The organism is Pseudomonadota bacterium, from assembly GCA_039193195.1.
Taxonomy (GTDB): domain Bacteria; phylum Pseudomonadota; class Gammaproteobacteria; order Steroidobacterales; family JBCBZW01; genus JBCBZW01.
The window spans coordinates 1-22,929 of sequence record JBCCWS010000002.1 but is presented as its reverse complement, the minus strand read 5'-3'; the positions used below and the strand labels follow the sequence as shown (position 1 = coordinate 22,929).

General features: G+C 61.9%; 15 protein-coding genes, 1 tRNA gene and 1 pseudogene. 13 read left to right on the top strand and 4 right to left on the bottom strand.

Annotation, left to right across the window (positions count from 1 at the left end):
* Positions 1-17: 17 nt before the first annotated feature.
* Positions 18-1,331: an ergothioneine biosynthesis protein EgtB gene (egtB, locus tag AAGA68_02410; protein MEM9383883.1), complete on the bottom strand. Its 1,314-nt coding sequence runs from the start codon at positions 1,329-1,331 to the stop codon at positions 18-20.
* A gap of 129 nt (positions 1,332-1,460) precedes the next feature.
* On the opposite strand from egtB, the gene AAGA68_02405 reads away from it, so the two are divergent.
* Both AAGA68_02405 and AAGA68_02400 read left to right on the top strand, forming a co-directional pair.
* Entirely contained in the window at positions 1,461-3,809 is a 2,349-nt protein-coding gene (locus AAGA68_02405) for an MMPL family transporter (protein MEM9383882.1), read from the top strand.
* A 74-nt stretch (positions 3,810-3,883) separates the two neighbouring features.
* Positions 3,884-3,959 (top strand) — tRNA-Phe (locus AAGA68_02400).
* A 121-nt stretch (positions 3,960-4,080) separates the two neighbouring features.
* Here the strand turns inward: AAGA68_02400 and AAGA68_02395 are convergent.
* Positions 4,081-4,452 (bottom strand): annotated as a pseudogene (locus AAGA68_02395) (DUF4143 domain-containing protein).
* A gap of 507 nt (positions 4,453-4,959) precedes the next feature.
* On the opposite strand from AAGA68_02395, the gene AAGA68_02390 reads away from it, so the two are divergent.
* Positions 4,960-6,384, top strand: coding sequence for a hypothetical protein (locus tag AAGA68_02390; protein ID MEM9383881.1), 1,425 nt, complete (start codon positions 4,960-4,962; stop codon positions 6,382-6,384).
* 493 nt (positions 6,385-6,877) lie between these two features.
* On the opposite strand, the gene AAGA68_02385 is transcribed toward AAGA68_02390, so the two are convergent.
* A complete protein-coding gene (locus AAGA68_02385; GenBank protein ID MEM9383880.1) occupies positions 6,878-7,453 on the bottom strand; it encodes a sigma-70 family RNA polymerase sigma factor in 576 nt (191 codons plus the stop codon).
* Between the two features lie 464 nt (positions 7,454-7,917).
* Here AAGA68_02385 and AAGA68_02380 point away from each other — a divergent pair, with 464 nt between their 5' ends.
* The 4 genes from AAGA68_02380 to AAGA68_02365 all read left to right on the top strand — a co-directional run bounded on the left by AAGA68_02380 (position 7,918) and on the right by AAGA68_02365 (position 12,202).
* The gene (locus AAGA68_02380; protein ID MEM9383879.1) at positions 7,918-9,561 is read left to right on the top strand and encodes an Mbeg1-like protein; all 1,644 of its coding nucleotides are present in this window, start codon (positions 7,918-7,920) and stop codon (positions 9,559-9,561) included.
* A 77-nt stretch (positions 9,562-9,638) separates the two neighbouring features.
* On the top strand, positions 9,639-9,956 hold the full coding sequence (locus tag AAGA68_02375; GenBank protein MEM9383878.1) for a hypothetical protein: 318 nt from the start codon (positions 9,639-9,641) through the stop codon (positions 9,954-9,956).
* A 793-nt stretch (positions 9,957-10,749) separates the two neighbouring features.
* A complete protein-coding gene (locus AAGA68_02370; GenBank protein ID MEM9383877.1) occupies positions 10,750-11,496 on the top strand; it encodes a hypothetical protein in 747 nt (248 codons plus the stop codon).
* A gap of 370 nt (positions 11,497-11,866) precedes the next feature.
* A complete protein-coding gene (locus AAGA68_02365; protein ID MEM9383876.1) occupies positions 11,867-12,202 on the top strand; it encodes a hypothetical protein in 336 nt (111 codons plus the stop codon).
* A gap of 25 nt (positions 12,203-12,227) precedes the next feature.
* On the opposite strand, the gene AAGA68_02360 is transcribed toward AAGA68_02365, so the two are convergent.
* Positions 12,228-14,606, bottom strand: coding sequence for a serine/threonine-protein kinase (locus AAGA68_02360; protein MEM9383875.1), 2,379 nt, complete (start codon positions 14,604-14,606; stop codon positions 12,228-12,230).
* A 351-nt stretch (positions 14,607-14,957) separates the two neighbouring features.
* On the opposite strand from AAGA68_02360, the gene AAGA68_02355 reads away from it, so the two are divergent.
* The 6 genes from AAGA68_02355 to AAGA68_02330 all read left to right on the top strand — a co-directional run bounded on the left by AAGA68_02355 (position 14,958) and on the right by AAGA68_02330 (position 22,139).
* Positions 14,958-15,683: a DUF1538 domain-containing protein gene (locus AAGA68_02355; GenBank protein MEM9383874.1), complete on the top strand. Its 726-nt coding sequence runs from the start codon at positions 14,958-14,960 to the stop codon at positions 15,681-15,683.
* Positions 15,683-16,480, top strand: a complete 798-nt coding sequence (locus AAGA68_02350) for a DUF1538 domain-containing protein (GenBank protein MEM9383873.1) — start codon at positions 15,683-15,685, stop codon at positions 16,478-16,480. Before AAGA68_02355 ends, AAGA68_02350 begins: the two co-directional genes overlap by 1 nt.
* Positions 16,470-16,820, top strand: coding sequence for a P-II family nitrogen regulator (locus AAGA68_02345; GenBank protein MEM9383872.1), 351 nt, complete (start codon positions 16,470-16,472; stop codon positions 16,818-16,820). Before AAGA68_02350 ends, AAGA68_02345 begins: the two co-directional genes overlap by 11 nt.
* A complete protein-coding gene (locus tag AAGA68_02340; protein MEM9383871.1) occupies positions 16,817-17,245 on the top strand; it encodes a CBS domain-containing protein in 429 nt (142 codons plus the stop codon). The genes AAGA68_02345 and AAGA68_02340 overlap by 4 nt, the downstream gene beginning before the upstream one ends.
* A 141-nt stretch (positions 17,246-17,386) precedes the next feature.
* Positions 17,387-17,749, top strand: a complete 363-nt coding sequence (locus tag AAGA68_02335; GenBank protein MEM9383870.1) for an EthD domain-containing protein — start codon at positions 17,387-17,389, stop codon at positions 17,747-17,749.
* Positions 17,750-18,170: 421 nt separating this feature from the next.
* Positions 18,171-22,139, top strand: coding sequence for an SBBP repeat-containing protein (locus AAGA68_02330; protein ID MEM9383869.1), 3,969 nt, complete (start codon positions 18,171-18,173; stop codon positions 22,137-22,139).
* Positions 22,140-22,929 lie beyond the last annotated feature (790 nt).

Below are 22,929 nucleotides of genomic sequence, written 5' to 3'. Positions count from 1 at the left end.
GTGCTTTCCTTGCCTTCTCAGGCGTCGTGGGCAAGACGCACGCCGCTGAACTGCCAGCGTGCATCGGGGTAAAAGAAGTTTCGGTAGGTGGCGCGCAGGTGCGAGCGTGGGGTAGCGCAGGAGCCGCCACGCAAGACGACCTGACTGCACATGAACTTGCCGTTGTACTCCCCGAGCGAGCCGGCCAGGGGCTCGAAGCCGGGGTAGGGCGTGTAGGGGCTCGCCGTCCACTCCCAGACGTCGCCGAAGATTTGGGCGAGAGGCGTGGGGTGGTGCTTCTGCCGGTCAACGAGCGTGGGCGCGGATCGCCGTGCTGCGCGGGGATGGAACTGATCCTCCTCCGCCAAGTTGCCTTCGAGTGGGGCGTAGGTCAGGGCGAGCTCTAGCTCGAACTCCGTCGGCAAGCGCTTACCCGCCCAGCGGGCGAAAGCATCCGCCTCGTAGAAGCTGAGGTGGCAGACAGGTGCATTGAGTGCGAGGTCCACCTGGCCGTTGAGCGTGAACTCACCCTCGAGGTCTTCAGCCCAGTAGAAGGGCCGGGTCCAGCCGTCCTGCTGAAGGCGGGTCCACCCGTCCGCGAGCCAAAGTGAACACTCCCGATAGGCGCCATCGCGAACGAACTCGCGGAACTCGCCATTCGTGATCGGCCGGCTAGCGAGCGCATGGGGGCGAACCAGCACCTCGTGGCGAGGGGTCTCATTGTCGAAGCAGAATCCATCCACCCCCGTGGCACCGCATTCGATCAGCCCGTCTGGGCCGGGCACGAAGGAGAGCGGATTTGGGGTGTTACTGGCGCCTGGCCAAGGCGCCGCTTCCCGAAACACGGGACGCAAGGGATTCACGGCGAAAACGTGTTTGATGTCGGTGATCAGCAACTCTTGATGCTGCTGCTCATGGTTCAACCCAAGCGTTAGCAACTTCTCGAGGGTCTGTGACGAGCCGTGGCTATCGATTAGTGCGAGTACGGCGGTATCCACATGCTCGCGGTAGCGCAGCACGTCCGCGAGTGTGGGACGGGAGAGAAGCCCGCGCTGGGCCCGTGTGAACATTTGTCCAACCGTATAGTAATAAGAGTTGAACAGATGATCGTAGGCAGCTTCGAACTCACGGTAAGCCGGCGCGTGAGCCTTTAACACGAAGCGCTCGAAGAACCACGTGGTGTGCGCTAGGTGCCACTTCGTGGGGCTCACGTCAGGCATCGACTGCACGACCGTATCCTCCTGTGCGAGCGTCTCGCACAGGAACAAGGAGCGCTGACGAACGCGCAGATAGAAGTTCGCGAGCCCTGTGCCGCTGCTATCAGCGACGGGCGGATCAGTAGAAATTGACATCGGGAGGCGAGCGCTTGCAGGAGCGCCCCGCTATGGGTTGATCATGAGATTATAACAGAGTCTTAACTTAACCGAGCCCGCCAGCTACTGGCGAACTGCCGCCTACTACGCTTCGGCGCCTACCGAGTGATGTTTTCCCTTCCCATCGAACGCCCCTGGGCAATCACCTTCATCTCACTGCTAGTAGGGTTCGTACTCGCCGGCGGTATTCCGCGCCTATCGATCGACGACGATCTCTACGTCTATTTTAGCGAAGGGGACCCAAAGCTACAGGAGCTTGAAGACTTCGAGCGCACTTACTCGAGCGAGGACTACGTAGGTTTCGTGTTGGTGCCAGAGAAAGGTGATGTCTTCACGCCGCGTACGCTCGAAGCGCTGCGCAGCCTTAGCGAGCAGACGTGGCAGCTGCCCTACTCGCAACGCGTGCTTTCCCTGGCTACCTATCAGCATTCGAAGTCGCAAGGGGATGAGCTGCAGGTGGCGCCGCTGATTCCAATGCGTGGCGCGGTGACCCAAGCCCAGGCGGACGCTGCGCGACGCGTCGTGCTCAGCAGCCCCGAGACCCTCAACCGCTACGCGGCCGAAGGCGCCCGCGCCACCACCGTGTTCATTCGCCTGGCGTTGCCGAAGCCTGTGAGCAACGAGGTGTACCGCGAAGTGGTGACGGCAGCGCGCGAGCTTCGCGACGAGTTCGAGGCTTCCTGGCCAGGAATAGACCTCTCCCTGTCCGGCACCGTGGTGACCAACGTGGTGCTGGGCGAAGCGGTGGCCAGCGACTTCACTACCCTGATCCCGCTTACGGTGCTCACGATCGCCCTCGGCTTGTGGCTGCTCTTTGCGAGCCTGCCCGCCATGGGCGTGACCATGCTCGTGGTGCTGCTCTCGGTGACCTCTGCCATGGGGGTGTTCGGTTGGCGTAGCACGGTGCTTGCGTCCGTCGCTGGCTTCGTGCCCACGATCGTCATGACCATTGCCGTGGCTGACGTAGTGCATATTCTCGTTAGCTATTCGCACCAGCTGCGTGTCGGCAGTTCCAAGCGCGAGGCTCTGGTGGAGGCGATGCGGATCAACCTCGAGCCCGTGTTCATCACCAGTCTCACCACGAGTATTGGGGTGCTCGGGCTCAACTTCAGCGATTCGCCGCCCTACCAGGCGCTCGGCAATATGGTGGCGGTCGGTGTCGGCTTTGCCTTCGTGTACAGCATCGTGCTGGTGCCAGCGGTGCTGATCGTGCTGCCTGCGCGCTGGTTCATGCGCGGCGGACCAGAGCTCAGCGGCCGCGGCCGGGCGCAGCGTATGCGTGCCTTTGCGGATTGGGTGCTCGCGCGACGCCGCCTGCTACTGGTGGTGTTTGCCGTGGCGTTACCCCTGTCCTTCGCGGGCCTGGCTGGCAATAGGCTCACCGAGCGCTGGTTCGAGTACTTTGATACGAGCTTTGAATACAGGCAGGCGCTGGAGATCATCAATCGCGACATCAGCGGCGTCGACGCCCTCGAATACTCGATAGAGTCCGGCGTTGCTGATGGAGTGAACAATCCCGTTTACTTGGACGATCTCGATCGCTTTGCGGCATGGATGCGCGAGCAGCCCAACGTTGTCAACGTGAGCAGCTTCGCCGACATCATGAAGCGCCTGAACCGCAACCTGCACGGCGATGATCCCAGCTGGTATCGCCTGCCCGACGACCGCGCCCTAGCTGCCCAGTACCTGCTGCTCTACGAGCTTTCGCTCCCTCAGGGGCAGGGCCTCGATAGCACCCTGGACATCGATCGCTCGGCGAGCCGCATGCAGGTGTTCCTCACCAAGACCGATTCGGACGAGCTGCTGGCTCTCGAGGCCCGCGCCCGCGACTGGCTAGCGGCCAACACGACCACCGTGACCGCTGGCAATGGCACCGGCGTGGACGTCATGTTTGCTCACCTCAACCAGCGCAACATCCGCGCCATGCTCAAGGGCACGGCCGTGGCCCTGGCCCTGATCAGCATCGTGCTGGTATTGACCCTGCGCTCCTGGCGAATGGGCGTGGTCAGCATGGTGCCGAACCTCGTGCCCGCGCTTTTGGCATTTGCCCTGTGGGGAGTGACCGTGGGCGAAGTGAACCTCGCCGTGTCGGTCGTCATCACCATGAGCCTTGGCATCGTGGTGGATGACACGGTGCATTTCTTGTCGAAGTACCTGCGCGCGAGGCGCGAGCGCGGCTGGGACGCGCCGGAGGCGATCCGCTATGCCTTCGAGACGGTGGGGGTGGCCCTGACCATTACCACGCTGGTACTGGTGGCGGGTTTTTCGCTGCTAGGGTTCTCCCATTTCGGACCGACGGTGGATACGGGCACAATGCTGGCGTTGACGCTGGCATTGGCGCTGGTAGTGGACTTTTTGTTGCTGCCAGCTGTGCTGGTGTGGGTGGATCGGCGGCCGGGTGGGATGCAGACGGCGGATTCTCCGGGCGTCAGGGCGGAGGCCGACGGGATCGGTTGACGGACGGCTGGCCTAGCCTGATACTAGCGGGCCTTTCGAGGGTCCCCTCGAACGGGATTCAACGCTTCTCGTCTGGCCAGGTAGCTCAGTTGGTAGAGCAGCGGATTGAAAATCCGCGTGTCGGTGGTTCGATTCCGCCCCTGGCCACCAAATTATTCCCAGCAAACCTTGGTTACGGTATCCGGACCGGCGGCGAGCGCCGGCCACTAGCCTCACCAGAGACCCCACCGCCCGGCCCTCCGGAGCGCTGGTTAACGATGGAAGTAGCCCGTTAGCGTTCGGGTGTCGTCCATAGCTGGCTGACAGGCATAGCGAATAGTCGATCGCTTAGGCGCTGCACACGATCGCCATCGTGCAGAACGATACCGCGGGCAAATTCCTCGCCTGTCGCCTCGCGCAGACGCCTAAGACCGTTGGGGTCCGCCGGCTTGGCGGTAGCGGCAGCCTTCACCTCGACTCCGATGAGGCGCCCGCCGCGCTCGAGAACGACGTCCACTTCCGTCTGGTCTCGATCCCGATAGTGGCTCAGTAGTGGCGGGTCCACACTCTGGCCTATCAGCTTCGCGAGTTCCGAGAATACGAACCCCTCAAGTAGCGGCCCCAGACGCGATCGATCGTTCGCCAGCTTCTCAACACCTGTGCCTGCAAGTTGGTGCCGCGCGAGAGGGACCGACGCCTTCTCAGGCTCGTCTAGTTCAGCCTGCCCAACTAGTCACAGTTCGGGGTGGTCACCGGCATCACACCGCGACACACCAGTGCCGCTGAAGCACGCTCAGTCAGGGTCTTGGAAGCGAAATCCGCGCACACGGCCACACGCCGCAACCAGCGCAGACTCGTCTTGAAAATCCGCGTGTCGGTGGTTCGATCCGCCCCGCCACCATTAACAGCACCTGTCGATGGCTACGCCGCACAGCCCGTGCTTTACGCCACTAGACGAGCGGTGTCCGGGTCACACGTTGCTGATGCGCCACGTCTACTACCCTCCCTAGTTTGCGCAACTGCTCCCGCAAGAAGGCCAGTGCTGGCCGTGTGCGCTCCTTCGCAGTCGACAAGCCAATCGGTAGGGGCGCGGCAGGCCGCAACGATCATTGCTTGCCGCGAACATGCGTGGGTGCGAGCACACGCACAATCCAAAGTGAGAAGGTGAATCATGAAACGATTGAAAGTAATCGGTAGTGCGGTGTGCGCTGCCTTAGTATGCCTTTCGGTGTACGCGCAGAACCCAGGCGAGAACGGTAGCGTGATACGCAAGCAGACGCCCGAGGAAGCGCGCCTGCAGGATCTCAAGCTGGTCGCCGAAGCGAAAGGCTGGACGTTGGCTGAAGCCGCTGCCGACCGGCAGGCGGCGGATGCGGTGGGTGCGGTCGCGGAGCAACTGGCGGCGCTCCGACCGGACATCTTCGTCGGGTCCGTGGTCTCACCCGTGCCAGGAGCATCTCCGTCGCTCTACATCAAAGGCGTGGCGGATCAAATGGTCTACGACCTGCTGGCGACGTCCAGTATCCCCATCACCCTTGTCGACAACCAACCCTACTCCCTCGAGGAGCTGGAGCGACGCATGCAGGAAGTGCACTCGACCCTGGCGGACGAGGGCTACCGACAGATCGCCACGGCCGTGGACTTCAGGGAGCAGGGGGTGGTTCGCGCGGAGGTCACGCGACAAGACGGGCTGCCGACGTCGCCCTCGAGCGTCAAGGCCCTGTTACCGTCGTCGCTCAGGGGCGCTGTCGAAGTGGCTGTGCGAGATGAGCCAGTCGCCAAACGCGAACTTGCCTTCGGCGGTATGGAGGCGCTGGACGGTGGCCGCTTCGAGTGTACCTCTGGCTGGTCAGTCACGGAGCGTGGTACCGGCAGGACCGGCGTGACCACCGCAGGTCATTGCAACGGCATCGACCAGATCGGCATCGAAAGTGCGACGCATCGGTTGCAGCACATCGGCATCTGGGGCGACATCGAGTGGAAGACCACCAGTGGCAGTGAACCTAGCCGTTTCTACGCGAGCGCAAGCCAGACCCGGGATACGCTGGAAGTCGAGCCTTTGAGCAACATCAGCATTGGTGAGTCCATCTGTGTATACGGACGCTCGCGTAACTCGCGTAGGTGCAACCTGGACGTGGCAGAGACGTCAGTGATTTGCACCTTCGACGGAGATCGCACAGAGCGCATGATCCGTATGACCGGGGATGAGACCATCTCGGGCGATAGCGGTGGCGGTTGGTCGTGGAACAATCGCGCCTACGGTTCCCACATCGGTGACTGCGGGGGGAATGTCTTCAGCGTTGCTGATCTGTTCTACGAAGCGATTGGCGTAGACGTTCGAACGCCACCGATCTTGACCGTGTCCGTGATCGGCACCGGCACTGGTCGACTCACCTCTAGCCCGAGCGGTATCAGCTGTCCGACAGACTGCGAACACGACTTCAATCCGGGCACGGTCAGACTGACGGCTACGGCGGATCCCGGATCGGTGTTCAACGGATTCACAGGTGATGCGGATTGCACTGACGGAGTCATTAGCTTGTCGCCAACCTCGGTGGTCAACTGTCGAGCTAACTTCGAGTTCATCGACTTCTAAGCGTCACACCATGGCTGGACGGGCCTTCGTTGGCGGCCCCTAGGGCACCGCTGCACGAGTCCGCCCTCCATTCCGCGTTGCCTGAAGCCATCTGTAGCTGCGGCTACAGATGGCTTCCCGCGCCCTGCGTTCGCGCGGCTGGAGTGCGGGCCTGCCTCTCCAAGCAAGGGGCGTGGTGCGTACAATGCCCTTCCAAGATTCACATCATCGAGGCACACACATTGGCGCTCTGTTCGCAGACCGGGCGCCGAATAGGTCGTCGATCTGGATCTCATCAATGAGAAGCGCGTGGACCTCGGCTTCGTGGGCACGTGCCTGGCGTCAAGGGCGACATGAAGATCATCGCTCCGGATGCTGCGCAAGCAGCACGGAAGAGCGAAGTCCAAGCATCGTGGGTGGTGGCGCCGCCCACCTAAACCCCGTCGTCGACGAGCTGAAGGCCGAAGGCGAGTGGGAGCTCGCAGCAAACATCACAGAAGTGGGTGCAATCGGCTCACCTCTCCATACCCTCCCGAACGGCATCAAACAGCACCAGACGTGCCTGCAGCCACCAACGCTGAATCGTCCGCGCGTTGACGCCCATCATTCTTCCGGTCTCCTCCAGTGTGAGACCGCCAAAGTAGCGGTGCTCGATCATCGTCACCCAGTCGGGCTCACGATGTCGCAGCTCTTCCAGCGACAACATCAGCTGCTCGATCAATGCTGGTTGCTGCTCCACGGACGCCTGGATGTCGGCATCGTTCAGCGCCTTCGCGAACTGCTCGGGTTCGAGACGCACTTCTGGCGCACGCTTCTCTGCCTTGCGCCGTCGCGCGTGGTCGGTCAATGCCCTGCGCATCGCCTTGTACAGAGCACCAAAGAAGTACTTTCGGTTTTCCCACTCCACCTCGGCCCAATCCTGATCCGAGCGTCGTAGCCTTCCCAGGGCCGTAAGCACCAGCTCGGTGCTGCGTAGAGAATTACTCAGCTCGTGCGCCAGCAGGCCCCTTGCCATCGCCTTGGCTTCCGAGAGGAGCCCCTCCAGGTCATCCCAGCTGATTGGCTGATCGTTGATTTCACTCATGTCCATCCACCCTTCCTCGGACCGCTGTCTGGTGACGCCGAGCAGGCGTTTGGCAGGCCGCACGTCGATCGGTTCCGGCGCTGTCTCAGAGGCTTACGCATCCTTGATCGACCCAGCGGGGGGGCCGCGCGCGAAGGTACGCGAGCGCTTCACCAGCGCTTCGCAGCTCACCCATTCTACGTGGCGAGAACTCGCGCTGAAACTGGACATCGCGATTATCAGGTGCTCTGGCTCGTACCGAGTTCGCAGCAGAAGTGGATTGGGCTTTGAGCAGTCACACGCCATCAGGACTGCTTCGGTGGCGCCATCTGCCGTTTCAAATCCGAGTATGAGAGGTGCGCTTGGCCGTCTCAACAGCGAGGTCGCGGCTTGTCGTGTCGTCGCCCTTGTCTACGCCACGTATCGCTAGATCAGCCATGTGGTCGGCCATCCGGTCCAGCCCGGGCGCCCCCGACGAACGAGGAGTCGACATGACACGGAACTTGCACACCACCATGACCCCCGGTTTGCGCCGATCAGCTCACCGCCTGCTGCTCGAAGGGTGCGAGGTCTTGCAGCGAACACTCGCCACGCTTGCGGTGGGCGTTTTGGCGAGCGGCGCAAGCGTGGCCAGCATTTGCTTTAGCGATGCGGACTGCCAAGGCAATGAGTTCTGCAACATCACTGAGCCCGACGCCCTGCCCCCCTTCGGCACTTGCGAGGGCCCGAACCCGCCGCCACCGCCGCCGGACTCCTTCTGCGCCGCGGAACCCCCGGCAACGCAACCCGAGGAAACGGAGCGCTTCATGTGTGACGATGAACTAGGCAACGTTCCTCATCGCATCCCCTACCGCACCTTGCACGGTTACGACCCCGCAGGCAGCGCTACGGGCGTGGGTGTCATCTTCATCGGCGATGACGGCGTCTTCGATCGTCCCGTCGTCATACCTGATGGTTTCGATCGGGGATCCACGCGCACCTGGCAGTGCATGTACGGTCTCCTGAGTCAGTCCAACTTGCTCAACGAGGTGCTCGCCAACGGCTACGACGTAGTGTTGGTGGACTTTGACCAGGGTGAAGGCGACGTGCGTGGCCACGCCGGCGTGCTCACCTCCATCCTGCAACAGCTTGAGGACCACACCACCGGACTCGCCCCCATCGCCCTCGTTGGGCCGAGCATGGGTGGGATCGTCGCGCGCTATGCGCTGCTGTCGATGGAGCAGGACAACACCGCCCACCGTATCGCCACCCTGATCAGCTACGATTCACCTCACCTTGGCGCGAACATCTCGCCTGCAATCCAGTACACCACGCATTGGCTCCAACGCGTCAGCGCCCAGGCCAGCGACCGCTGGCGTTCGATCGACTCGCCCGGCGCACGTCAGCTCCTACGCCATCACATCACAGGCTCTGCGCTGTTCCCCTACGAGAGCTTGCCCGTCGAGGGCGATGGCTTATGGGACAACGATCTTGAGACGTCTTATGACGTGGACCTGAAGCCTGCCTCTGAACACATTCATTTACTCAACGAGTTAGCGCAAATGGGAGACTATCCGCGCGTCGCACGAATGGTTGCCTTCTCCAACGGGTCGAATCGCGGCGCCAGGGTCGTCAAGCTCAATGGCTACGACCTGGAGCCCGCCGACGGCATGGTGTTCGGCACCGGCAGCGGCGGCAGCTCTGATCAGCGCTTGGACCTGCGGGCAGAGCCTGCATCGGGGCGGCGCGAGGTGTTCTATGGAGACGTGCGTGCCACCTTGGGTGGCAACGATCGTTCGGTGTCGTACCGTGCCACAGGCGAAGCGCTGGACGGGGCACCGGGCTCCGTTTCCGACTTCGCGAACGAACTCGCCGAGGTACTACGCGACGACGACAAGATCGACGCTGTCGACCAGCGCGTGCGCTATACGAACTTCATTCCCACCAAAAGCGCCTTAGCTTACACGGGCGACTTCTACGACGACATCGCCAACGAGCTGCTCAGCGGCAGGAAGTCCACGCCGTTCGATGCCACCTACTCGCCAGCCACCAACGAGACCCATCTGTGCATTACGCGTGATGAACGCAATCAGCTGATCGACGAGCTTCGCTTCGTCGATAGCTACCGGGCAGCGCTGCTCTCGGTGATTTTGTGAAGGTTGTTAATGGGCACCCACGGCCGACAGCGTGTAGCTTCGCTTGGAAACGTCGGCATCAACAAGAGGAACAGAGCATGGGAAAACTCAAAGCGCTTGTCTTGGCGGCGACTGCCGCGTGTCTTTCCACCTCAGCGAATGCGGCGTATTGGTACGGGCCCGTGCACGTGAAGGAAGTGGTCGTGCAAGATGGCTACACCGTTTTCACCACGGGCACGATCAGCGATTGCGGCAGTCCAGGCAAGTTCTTCTTCGACTCCGGTGCGACGCTTGGTGAAGCTGCTTATCGCGCCGCTCTGCTCGCCTATTCCGCCGGCAGACCGATACGCATCCTGGTGGATGAGGGGTGTCGCTTTAGCGGTTTGACGGCAACGGGAATCTGGTTGGAGGAGTAGCGAAGACGTCTTGCCATCGCTCATCCGCGCACGGGGACATCGCGTCCCCGTCGATCGCTTCCGCGCCCTGAAAGAGCGTGTTCTCGAAGCCATCGAAGGGTCTCACGTACCATCGAGCGCCCGCACGCCTACGCCGTGCGGAGTGAAGTACTCTCGGGTGCTGGGCGGCAGAGAGTAGCGGATGCTGCCCCTGGGCAGACCCGAAGGGCGAGTAACACGGGCGCCATCGCGGCGTTGGTCGAATGCAGCCATAGCTCGGCTATGGCTGCATTCGTCCGCCTTGCCCTGGCGCCCGTGCTGCTCGCTGAGCGGCACCTTATCTACCAAGCGACCCACTAGCTAGTGTCCTGAGTTAGAAGTTCGTTGAACATCTTCCGCCGGGGCGTACAAACTATTTAACCCAGATTCTGCAAGGCAGCGTTCCCCAGGTTATGCGGTGCAGCCCGACGGAAGCCGCGAGTCCGAGATGCCCCGACGGTTCGCTCTCAACAGAGGCACGAAGAATGATGAGCAGATGCCTATGAGATGGCCAAGGCGCGCGGCTGCGCTTACCGTGACCGTCGCACTCGGGATAGGCGTGTGGCTGCTGCAAGACCAGCCCCCGTCACCAGTCAACACGCGGGCCGAGCACGAGTTGCAAGCCTCGCCAGCCACCCGAGCGAGCGACAGTAAAGCCACCGCGCCGGCGAGGCGACCGGCTACGAACCGCACGTCCGGCAACCAACCTCCATCGCACACAGTGCTGGCCTGCCCGCTCGGCCACGTGTGCGTTGGTGAGGGCGCACCGGTGCCCATGACCTGGCGTAGAGGCGGATTCGAACCGCCTCTCTATACGCCACCGCCCTACGCGTCCAAGCTCCCCGATCTCCTGGCGCGGGCGCGGGCGGGCGATGCCGCAGCCGCCAAGAACGTATACGACATACAGAAGTCCTGCGCGTCCGTCCCAGCGGATCCCGCAGGCCTGGAGACCGCCACCGAATTGCTGATGCAGACGCATCAGATAAACTGGCTTACCGGCAACCTGTCTCGTGTCGAACCTACCAAGCTCGAGGAGTTCTGCGACATTCTCAACACCGTGTACAAGCACTGCCTAGGGGTGGAACGGGTGGATCGCCAGACGCGCTTGGCGTGGCTACAACGCGCCGCCGAGGGCACGAACGCGGGGGTGAAGATGGAGTATGCGCGGGCCATTGGGGAACAAGATCCCGCGGCCGCCGCTGCCATGGTGGATGAGGTCCGCGCCAGCGGCTACGTCGACGTGCTGCCGGAACTCCGCGAACGCAGTCTGCGCGAGTTCGAGGCAGGCACTCGCCCCGACGGCCTCATCGACGCGTTCGCCATTCACTATGCCTACGCATCGCTTTACCACGCCCGCTACGGGCGGGATCTGGAGCGCATCATCGGCCGTCACGTGCAGCGGCTCCTCGATCGGGCAGACGAGCTTGCGTTGCGCCTACGCCCGCACGAAATCGAGCAAGGGCTGGCAAGAGCTGAGGAACTGCTAGTGGGTGACAACGAGGGATGGACCCTCGAATTCTGAGGGTCTGCCTCGGCGCTGTCGGCGCCACTATCGGCAAAGTCGTACCTGATCCTGGCTGAGCCAATTGCCCACGCCTCCGTCGAGATGGCGTATGAACCTTACCTGCGCCTTGCCGCTGCGCACGTGTCGTAGCGTTCGGGGCACGACCCCCTGGCGAACGCTCCGCTAGGAACCGGTGCTCAAATCGGGCAAGGAATAAGATCTGCGCATCGGTCACGTCAACGCGTGATGGCCCCTACGCTTGCGTTGGTGCGGGCATAGCGCCATGGATGTCCACCCAGCGCAGCGCCTCACGCCATGTACAACGGCAGCAACGAAGATCCCAAATCCCACCGGGTTGCCTTGGACACTCTGTCTCTAGGAGATACGAATGAGTAGCATGAAGAGGTCGTTGTACTGCGTTGTGGGTGCGTGCTTCCTGGCCTTCACCAGCGCCCACGCCTACGATGGCGAAGTGGTTGGCAAGGTGGATATCTTGGTATTGAAGAGCAACGTGTCGAGTCAGGCGCTTATCGTTTACCTCGAGGGCCGACCATCCCTCTGCGGGCACGGGTCGCCCGATCTCACCCTGATGAATCGTTCCGACGCGCTCCTGCCGGAAATTCACAGCTTGCTCCTGGGTGCAAGGTTTGCTAACGAACAAGTAAAGCTAGTCTCTGATTTTGATGGTAGTCATTGTCGTCTCAAGCAAGTGGTGCTGTACTGACTCGGACCCTGCACCGTGCTGCTGGTCACCGCTCGACGCTGGAAAGCGGGCGAGGGGGAGTGCCATGCGGATGATCCAAGTACTCACGCATACGCCGCTCCATGTCCGGGCGGAGGGGGCTCGCGGCGTGCAGCAGGTCGATCCCCCGCTTCTGTAGATCGATCGACCTCTCTGCGTCGTTCAGCTGGAAATACACTCGCGCCAGTACATCGAGGTAGCGTGGATTGGTCCAGTTGGTCGACTCATTCGCCGCTAGTGCGAAGGGCAGTGCGCCATCAGGATCTCGAAGCGAGAGCGGCTCGCACGTGACGGCAAGTTCTGCAAAGCGGATCTTGTCTGCCGGAGAACTGTTCACCATCGAGGCGCGCTGGCGATATGCAGCCAGCAACTCGGACAGCAGAGGCGTAGCCAACTCTTGCATGTTGCCCGTGAGATAGAGGCTGGCAACCCTGGCCGTGACGATCAGTGTTGCTGCGTGATGGGGCCCGAAGTACTCACGGTACTTCCCCAAGGCCTCTTCGAGTAGCGGTTTTGCTGCGCTAACACGACCGCTGCGCCAAAGGGCGCTGGCGCGGTAGAACATGGCGCGTACAGCCTGCCTGCTCAGGTCGCTCGCCCTGCCGCTATCGAGGCCAACGACGTCCCGCAGAATGGAAATCGCATCGTCGTATTGCTCCAAATCAATGTAGATGTGCGCCAGATCTACGATGGCCTCCAAGGTGTCGACATGAGACGGTCCGTAAACCGCTTTGAGCTTGCGCACCACCTCGACGTAAGTGGCTCGCGCAGCTTCATACTCTTCCACGTTGTGAAATCCCCAGGCTTGATCCCACAGGGACCAAATCAGGTCGGGGTGGCCCTCGGGCAGGGCGCTCTCTCGAGTGGTTCGCGCCTGTTCGATGAGCTTCATGCCCTGAGCCTTCTTTCCGAGACCCAAGTACACATTGCCGATAGCGCCGAGCAGGCGGGCCTTCGACCTTGGTTGGCCGCCGAGCTGCTCGTCGATTTCCAGGAGACCTAGCTCCAGTATGTCCGTTGCAGTGAGGTTCGCCCTATCTTCCGCGGACGATGGCAAGAGAAAGAGTCCTTCGACGAACTCCAGCACCTTGTTCGAGATATCCGCTTGCGTGCGCGCTTCGGCTTGAGCACGAACGGCAGCGAAATAGCCATACGTGAGGCCGGAGATGGCGACCGCGGCTAAGAGCGCAGCGAGGCATGAGCCAATGACCGGGCCACGATGTCGGCGAGCAAACTTGCCCGCCCGGTAGAGGGCCGACGGCGGTCGCGCCACCACAGCTTGATCGCCCAAGTGGCGCTGGATGTCGGCAGCAAACTCCTGCACGGATCCGTAGCGCCGCGTGGGGTCTTTCTCCAGCGCTTTCAAAACGATCCAATCCAGATCGCCAGTGAGCGCGCGCCGCAGCGATGCCGGTGAGCTCTGGCGCGCCGCTACCACTAATTCTTGATCGGGCAGCGAGCTGAGCCGAAGGGAAGGACGGAGTGGCTCCTCGTCCCGTATCGTGCGAAGGGCCGCCTCGATACCGCTCTTGCGAAGCGCCTGCGCCTCGAACGGCAGCGCCCCCACGAGCAACTGGTACAGCAGCACGCCTAGCGCATAGACATCGGTCACCGTGTCCACGTCCTGGCCGTCCATTGCCGCCTGCTCCGGGCTCATGTACTCGAGCGTGCCCACGAAGGCGCCGTACTCCGTGTGCACCGTCTTGTCGGTCAACCGATGACCGATTGCCTTTGCTAGGCCAAAATCGATGAGTTTGGGAACCGGCGCGCCGTCTTGCATCGAGACGAGCACGTTGGAGGGCTTGATGTCGCGGTGGATGACGGCCTTTTGATGTGCGTGCTGCACGCCTTTGCACACCTGAAGGAACAGATCCAGACGAGCCCGAACGGAAAGCTCGTGCTCGTCGCAGTGGTCTGTGATGGGGACGCCAGGCACAAACTCCATAGCGAAGTAGGGTCGGCCTTCGGGCGTGACGCCGGCATCGTAGATCTTGGCGATGGCCGGATGGTCCATCATGGCTAGCGCCTGCTGCTCGGCGGCGAAGCGGGACAGCACTTCCTCGGTGTCCATGCCCCGCTTGACCACCTTTAGGGCAACCTGGCGCCGGACAGGTTCATGTTGCTCGGCGAGGAACACTGCGCCCATGCCCCCCTCGCCGATCCGGCGCCCGATCTCGTAGGCACCAATGGAGTCCGGCGTGCTCATGCTGCTTTCGGTGCTGGACATTTTCAGGGAAGCCATGGCGGCGGAAAGCAACTCGCGGGGCGCCCCCCGACTCACCTCTTCCCTAATCGCGCCATCCCGTGCTTCGCTTGGGAGGAGTTCTAACTTCTGCACCAAAGCGAAGAAGCGATCCCAGCCTAGAGAAGCCATGTTGCGAGCCATGTTCCTACTCACCTCGATCGAGCGCGATTTTATTCCTTAGGTGTTGGCACAGGTCAACGAATCTCAGATGAAACCGGCACACACGACCAGTGGTCGTGTGGTGGAGATGATTCTTGCGCTGCGCGATGAGACCCATGCCCGTCCCCTCTGATTGCGTCAGATCGGGCTGTTGTCTCGCAGCTGTTGCCCGCCGCGTCATCTGTGCGGATCACGATGCCCTCTCCGATGACTTGCGGCCAAGAGGGGTCTGAGCAGCCTGGCCTCCAACTGCCCGAGTTGCCGTCGCCCTTTGTAGAGCCGCGGGTCACGGCTACACTGGAAGCAGGTCGACGAGGCGTCCCCGTGAAAGAAATCCTCCAAGCCCTGCTGAAAGACGCGGCCGATGCGACACGGGATCTGCTGCCGATCGTCGCCGTCGTGCTCGCGTTCCAGCTCTTCGTGATCCGCCAGCCGGTAGAGAGCCTGGGCGCCATCCTGACTGGCGCGGTCTTGGTGGTGGCGGGCCTCGCGTGCTTTCTCTTCGGGCTGAAGTTAGCCCTGTTTCCGATCGGTGAGGGACTCGCCCACTCGCTCGCTCGCAAGGGTAGCGTGTATTGGCTGATTGCCTTCGCGTTCGTGCTGGGCTTCGGTACCACCGTGGCGGAGCCCGCGCTGATCGCCGTTGCCGAGGAAGCTGCCCTGGTAGCCGCCGAGGCGGGTGCCATCGAGCGGAGCCTCGACGCCATGCAGGCCTACGCCGATGGTCTGCGCCTTACCGTGGCGCTAGCTGTCGGCGTGGCGTTGGTGATCGGCGTGTTCCGTATCCTGATCGACTGGTCCCTTCCCGTGTTGATTATTGGTGGCTACCTCTTGGTGGTGTTCCTGACCGGTCTGGCGCCGAAGGAGATCATCGGTATCGCCTACGATGCGGGAGGCGTGACCACGTCCACGGTCACCGTGCCCTTGGTGACGGCCCTGGGCGTGGGTCTCGCCAGCTCGCTTCAGGGGCGCAACCCCATGCTCGACGGCTTCGGCTTGATTGCCTTCGCGTCGCTGACGCCGATACTCTTCGTGTTGGTTTACGGAATAATCACCTGATGGAAGTATTGACTTCAACGCTGGACAGCATTGCCGGAAGCGCCATCGACGTGCTACCCATCGCCGTGTTCTTGCTGCTGTTCCAGTGCGTGGTCGCCGGTGGGCGACCGCCGAATAGCGGGCGTATCGTTCTCGGTTTCGTCTTCGTGCTGCTGGGGCTCGGCCTGTTCCTGCAGGGGCTGGAGATGTCCCTGTTTCCTCTCGGCCGCTTGATGGCCGGGCAGCTGACGGACCCTGAGTTCCTGCTCGCCTCGGCGGGTAAGGCAGCTGCTAGCGACATCACTTGGTGGGACTTCTACTGGGTGTACATCTTCGCCGCCGCGGTCGGTTTTAGCACCACCATGGCGGAGCCGTCGCTCATCGCGGTGTCGATGAAGGCCAACAGCGTGTCGGCCGGTGCGATCGGGGTGTTAGGTCTGCGGATCGCCGTGGCGCTCGGTGTGGGCGTCGGCGTCAGCCTCGGGTGCTATCGGATCATCAGCGGCCTGCCACTGCACTACTTCATCGCGGCAGGCTACCTTGTGGTGATGGTGCAAACCGTGCGCGCACCGAAGCTGATCGTGCCCCTCGCCTACGACTCTGGTGGCGTCACGACCTCAACGGTGACCGTGCCGCTGATCACGGCGCTTGGCCTCGGACTGGCTGAAGCCGTGCCGGGGCGCAGCCCTCTTCTCGATGGCTTCGGCCTGGTCGCCTTTGCCAGCCTGTTTCCGATCATCACCGTGCTCGGCTACGGTCAACTCGCCGAGTACCGCGAACGTCGAAAGCCCAAGGGGGAGCAACCTCATGCACTTTAAGCTCATCATCGCCTTCGTCGAGGACTCGAAGACTGAAGCGGTCATGCAGGCCGCCCGCGAGGCCGGTGCCACCGGTTGTACCTTGATCAGTAATGCCCGCGGGGAGGGGCTGAAGGAGCACAAGACCTTCTTCGGCCTGACCCTTGCGAGCCAACGCGATGTGCTGATGCTGCTGGTGGAGGAACACCTGAGTCGACACATTCTCGAGCATATCGCCCAGGTGGGCGAATTCGATTCGAAGCCGGGAACAGGGATCGCTGTTTCTGTGGACGTGGAGGACGCCGTGGGCGTGATGCATCAAGCAAAAGAACTAGAAGATCTTGTGGAGGACAACCTGTGAGCAGGCAAAACTGGGGTCCTGTGCGTAACTGCATGCGTACGGACGTAACGGAGATCGACGGGCGACTGGACGTCATGTCAGCCCTTAAGATCATGAAGAAGGTGAAGGCCACCAGCTTGTTCGTGAAGCGTCGGGACGATACAGACGAGTACGGCATGCTGCTGTTCTCGGATATCGCCAAGCAGGTGCTGGCCAAGGACAGGGCGCCGGAACGGGTGAGCGTCAACGAGATCATGGCCAAGCCTGTGCTTTCGGTGCGTCCCGACATGGAGATACGCCACTGCGCGCGTCTGTTCGAAAACTTCGGCATCAGCAACGCGCCTGTGATCGAGAACGATCGTATCGTCGGCGCTGTGTCCTACTACCGACTGGTGCTGCACGGGCTGCTGCCTGAAGTGGAGGAGCAGGGTGCGGCGCAGGACTGACACCGCGCTACCCTCGACAGAGGGCGCGATGATCGCCCGTGACCACCAGGGCGTTCGCATCTGGTCGTGATCCCATGGCCAGGAGCTCCTAAAGCACATGGCGCTCAAGCGCCCATTACCCTGGCAACAAGAGTAGCCCCGATGATCAAACTCATCATGTGCCTAAGGCGCCGATCTGATTTGTCACGCGAAGCGTTCCAGGATTATTGGCGGCATCGTCACGGTCCGTTCTTCATGGAGAATGGGGCCATCATGAGAACCCAGAAGTACGTTCAGTCCCACACGCTGCCCAGTCCGTTGAACGATGGCATGAGAGAGTCCCGTGGCATGGCCGAGGAATACGATGGGATTGCCGAGGTGTGGTTTGCGTCAGAAGAAGATCTGATGGAAGCAATGGGGTCGACGGAAATGACCGAGTTGGGTCCGAAGCTAGTGGCCGATGAAACCAACTTCATCGATCATTCCAGATCGTGCGCTTTCATCGTGAAAGAGGTGGAGTTCTAGTGCGTTCAACGCGCGAATGTACTTAATGCAGATCGCGCTTCAGCGTGCTGCAGGGCCATCTTCATGGCTGTGAGTGGACGGGCCCTTGTGGCCGATTTCGGGCAGGAGTGGTGCTAGCAATCCCCGATGCCGCCGCGCACGGAAGAAAGGATCACAAAGGAGTTGCCGGGCGGGACGAGAGAAGGTCTGGCGGTGCCGACAATGAATGGGGAGATGAGTGGCGGCAGCGGTGGGTTCGGAGAGCCATGAACCTAATGGAATAACTGTGTTGACATCGTTGGGTGGGGCGATGCGAGAAGTGTCGCGAACGTACCCCACCCCCCTCCAAGCGGCGATCCTTACCCGGCCGCAGGGCAAGGGATTTGCCTCTAGCTACATGAGTGCGTAGCCTGCGCCTCCCGTTTGATCACGAGAGAAGTTCATGGTGAAGCTCCCCGACTATGCAAGCCCTGTTCGCCCGGGTACGCGACGGTCAATGGCACTCCTTGCGGTGATTGCCGGTATCTGTGGGAGTTCGGTGGCTGCGGCCACCGGTCCTGGCGCTTTGACGTTCATCGAGCCGAACGCCGGGCAGTCACCCGTGGATATCGATTATGTCGTGCGCGCCTCCGGCTATGACGCGTTCCTGGAGGCGCACGAAGTGCACTTTCGCCACGGTCGACACCGTGGGTACGTCCCAGAGCCTTCAGGCGCCGAACGGCCGCTGCCGCACGAGACCCTCATCCGCATGCAGCTCGTCGATGCGTATCCGCAGGCGCTATCCCGACCGGTGGAGCGCCTGAGCGGCAAGAGCCACTACCTTCGCGGCGCGGACCCTGACCGTTGGATCAGCAACCTCGATCACTACGCGAGCGTTCGCTACGCCGAGGTGTACCCGGGTATCGACGTGCTCTATACGCTCGAAGACGGTGAACTACGCTACGACTTTCTCATCGCCCCGGGAGGCCAGGTCGATGATATTCGCCTAGCGTTCGACGGGGTCGAGCAGGTCACGCTCGGTCAGCGCGGTGAGCTGCTGCTACAGGGCAACGATGGCGTGCAGTACACCCACGCGGCGCCGGTCATCTACCAGTCGGTCGCAGGCGAGCAGATCGCTGTCGAAGGGCAGTTCGCGGCGCGCGAGGATGGCACGGTCGCCTTCACCGTCAGCCGCTACGATGAGCGAACCGCGCTGGTCATTGATCCCCAGATTACGCTCTCCACCTACTTCGGTGGCGGCGATAACGACATCGGTACCGACCTGCATGTCGCGCCCGATGGCGGCATCATCATCGTCGGCGATACGCGGTCGGTGGACCTGCCCTTGGAGGATGCACTTCCGCCCGGCGAAAACGCCGGGGATCTAGACGGGTACATCGCGCGATTTTCGCCAGACGGCCAAACGCTCGAATTCGCCACCTACCTTGGCGGCAGCGGCGAAGAGAACATCTGGTCCGTCGCGCTCGATGGGGACGGCGCTATCGTCGTCGCGGGCTACACTGCTTCCGCGGATTTTCCCACTCTTAATGCCTATCAGTCCGAGTTCCGGGGCGGGGGATTCTTCGATTCGGATTCCTTCGTCACCAAATTGAGCGGCGAGGGCGACCAACTGGTCTTCTCTACCTACCTGGGTGGCGCCGATATCGACGACGAGAGGGGCTCTGGCTTCGACTTCGCACGAGACGTGGTCATCGATGACGCCGGCGCTATCTACGTCACCGGCGAGACTGCCGCCAGTGACTTTCCAGCCACCCAGGCGCTAGACGGTCGTGCCTGCCTCTCCACGGACAACGACGGCTTCTTGGGCGATGGTTACCTGGCCAAGTTCGACGCCCAGGGAGAGATCGATTACGCCTTCTGCTTCGGTGCCAATCAGCGCGACAACGGTCGAGGCATCGCCGTGGCGGCCGATGGCTCGGTGCATGTTGTAGGCTTCACCGCCTCCACCGATTTCCCAGTCTCCGCCGACGCGCTGCAGGGCCTCCTGGCGGGCCTCGAGGACATCCATCTAACGCATTTCTCGGCTGACGGCACGCTGATCCTATCCTCCACGCTGCTCGGCGGCACGAGCGCTGACTTCGCCCAGCAGGTACGCCTGCTTCCGGACGGTTCGCGGGTGATCGCCGGGAGCACGGAATCCAACGACTTCCCGACCACCTTCGGCGCCTTCCAGGGAGCGTTCGGGGGGGGCAGAGACGCGCTTGCTGCGCGCGTCTCACCAGATGCCAGTCGCCTGCTCTTCAGTACCTACCTGGGCGGGAACGACTTCGACGAAGGCTGGGGCATGGAAGTGGACGAGGAGGGCAAGATCTACCTCGCCGCCTCGGCCGGCTCCCTCGACTTTCCGCTCGTCGCCCCGGTGCAGGCGGAGCGAACTGCGGCCGCCGCGCTCAATCCGCCGGTACTGCCTGAGCAGAACGAGGACAGCCGCGCACTAGCGTCGACGCCGTTTTTCACCAACCCCCTCACGAATGGCACGGAAACGCTGATCGCGGCGGCCAATGGGGGACAGAACCGCGCGTACTACTTCGATACCTCAACCTCTGAGTTTCTGCGCTCGGTTGAACTCGGTACGACGCAAGACGCGACTCACGACATCGCCATCTTCGGCACGGGCGAGATCTTCCCCGGCAACGCCGGGATCGTCGCTGCCAACAACGATGCCCCCTCTCGGGTCTACATCCACGATCCCAGCGCGACCCCCTTCGAGGCCTACATCCTCGGCGACGAGATCCGCGATTCGCGCGCCGTTGTGGTCGCCCGACTCCTCGATCGCCTCGACCTCAGCCAAGACGACATCGTGCTCGGCAACTACCTGCAACCCAACCTCTTCTTCGCCGGCACGGGCGGGGAACCGGGTCCGGCGGAAGCTATATTTCCTGGGAGTGAGAGCACGGCTACCGTCGTCCTCGCTTGGGGCGACCTGAATGGCGATGGTAGAGCGGACGTCATCGAGGGCAACGACGGCCAACTCAACGCGGTGTACTTCAACCTGAGTGAAGAAGAGGGCTTTGCGCCCGCTACCTTCATCGGCAATGAGGCCGATCCCACTCGCGCGATCTACGTCGAGGATGTGGATGACGACGGTGATCTGGACTTGGCCGTGGGCAATGACGGCGCGCCGAATCGTCTCTACCTCAATGCGGGGGACGGCACCTTCGCCGCGCCCATCGACCTCGATGAGCAACCGGCCCGAACGCGCAGTGTCTACGTTCAGCGCCCCCTGAACGGCTCACCGGCACGCATCTTCGCCGTCGATGACCAAGGGGGCATGGCCTATACCTACCAGGATGGTGCCGTAGGCCGCCTGCCACTCACGCTCGACGCGAAACCCGTCACCGCCATCGAACCTACTTCCGTCGGTAACTTCCAAGCGGGCGGAATCGGCGCTCCTCTCCAAGTCATCGCCATCTCGCTGGACGATGCGTACCTCACCGTGCTCGATCCCGCTGGACGTAGCGCCTTGTTCTCCACACTCCTAGGAGGTGCCGGCGACGACAACGTGTCCTGGGGACTCACCCTCGATCAGCAGGGCAACGCTTACGTCGCTGGCAATACGCGCGCGACAGACTTCCCCCTAGTGGACCCGTGGCAGGCGGAGAACCGCGGGTTGTTCGACAGCTTCCTGACGCGCTACATGATGGACGATGTGCGTATACCGAATCGCCTGCGTTACACTACGGTACTCGAGTTGACGCAGCCCACCCTCGATGGCATCAGCAAGCTGGTGCTCGACTGGACCACTCTCGCCTGCGACGAAAGCGCGGCCGAAGATCTGTACGATCTGCGTCTATCCCTGATCGCGGGTCAAGTTCTCGTCGATGCCGATACGGTCCTCAGTGACGGGCTACTTCAACCGTTAGGTCAGGCCGAGCGGAGTGATCCTACCTGGTCCTACGATCTCGCCACGATCACGCTCGAGAGCGTCGGCACCGGCACCGAAGGCGCCATTGAGACCCCTGAGGCATCCGGTGTGAACTACCGAGTGATCACGCCGACCCCGCTGACGGAGGGCGGCGTAATCGTCATCGAGAAGTACGAGGATGGCGTGCTCCTCGAGGCGGCCGAGGCCGACCTTCAGGTGCAATACACCATCGTCCTGGAAGCAGACTGCGACGCCGACGGTGTGAACGGCTTTTCGGACAACTGCCTCTACCAGCGCAACCCCAACCAGCGAGATACCGATGGCGACGGTATCGGCAACTTTTGCGATGCAGACATCAACAACGACTGCCTGGTCAACCTCCAGGACCTCGCCCTGATTCGGGCAGCGCTGCAATCGGCTAACGAAGACGCGGATCTGAACGGCGACGGCGTCGTCAACGGGCGCGACCTGCGTATCGCGCGCGCAGATCTGTTCTCGCCACCCGGACCCAGCGGTATCGCCAACGTGTGCTCTGCCAGGCCTTGAGCTTTCGGGGATCAGAGCTCGAAGGGGACGATCGACGGTGCGCTACATCGCCCCGGTTGAATGCGCGGAACGCTACTAGGTTCGATACCCCTAGCGCCCATCGATAACGGCGAATACGCAATCTACCAGTTCGGCAGTCTATCAATCATCTAAGGCATGACCGACTTGAGTCTCCCACCATGGAGTTTCCATGGTCATTCGGGTAGACGCGATCAAGCAACCGGATATTCGGCTCCTCGGCGACTTGTAAGACCGCGCCATGTGGAGACTCCGGCTTGGTAGGTGGGGCCAGTTGGAAGCCGCTACACTTGACGCGATAGGGCCGTCTCGGCGAGCGATTACCCAAGCATCCAGTGATCACCATGCCACTAGTCATGTGATGCTCTAGGTCACCAAGCCCACCGTTGGAAAGGCGATCGAAGTGCTGGCTGGGGCTGGTCGCTGGCCGAGGTCGGCGCGCGCAAACGCGACCGCTTAGTTACTCCTGGTCCAGGGAACCTACGTGACGTTGGGCTACACACAAGTGCGCCTTTGCCAAGTGAACATCGCAAGGATGTTTTAGTTGAGAGGACTCCAAATCACTCGCATATGCGCTCAGTCCGCTTCATGCTCTTCATCGAAGAATGCTGCCGCAACCCAGTGTTTGAGTGTTGTTGCAAGGTAGGTTGAGAAACTGCCTGGTAACGAGGTTTGCTCTTTGATCTAGTGCCTAGCTAGCCTGGATTATTCATGAGCCAAAAGAGAAGAAGGCCCTCGATGTGTTAGAAAGGTGTTACGACACAGCACTTTC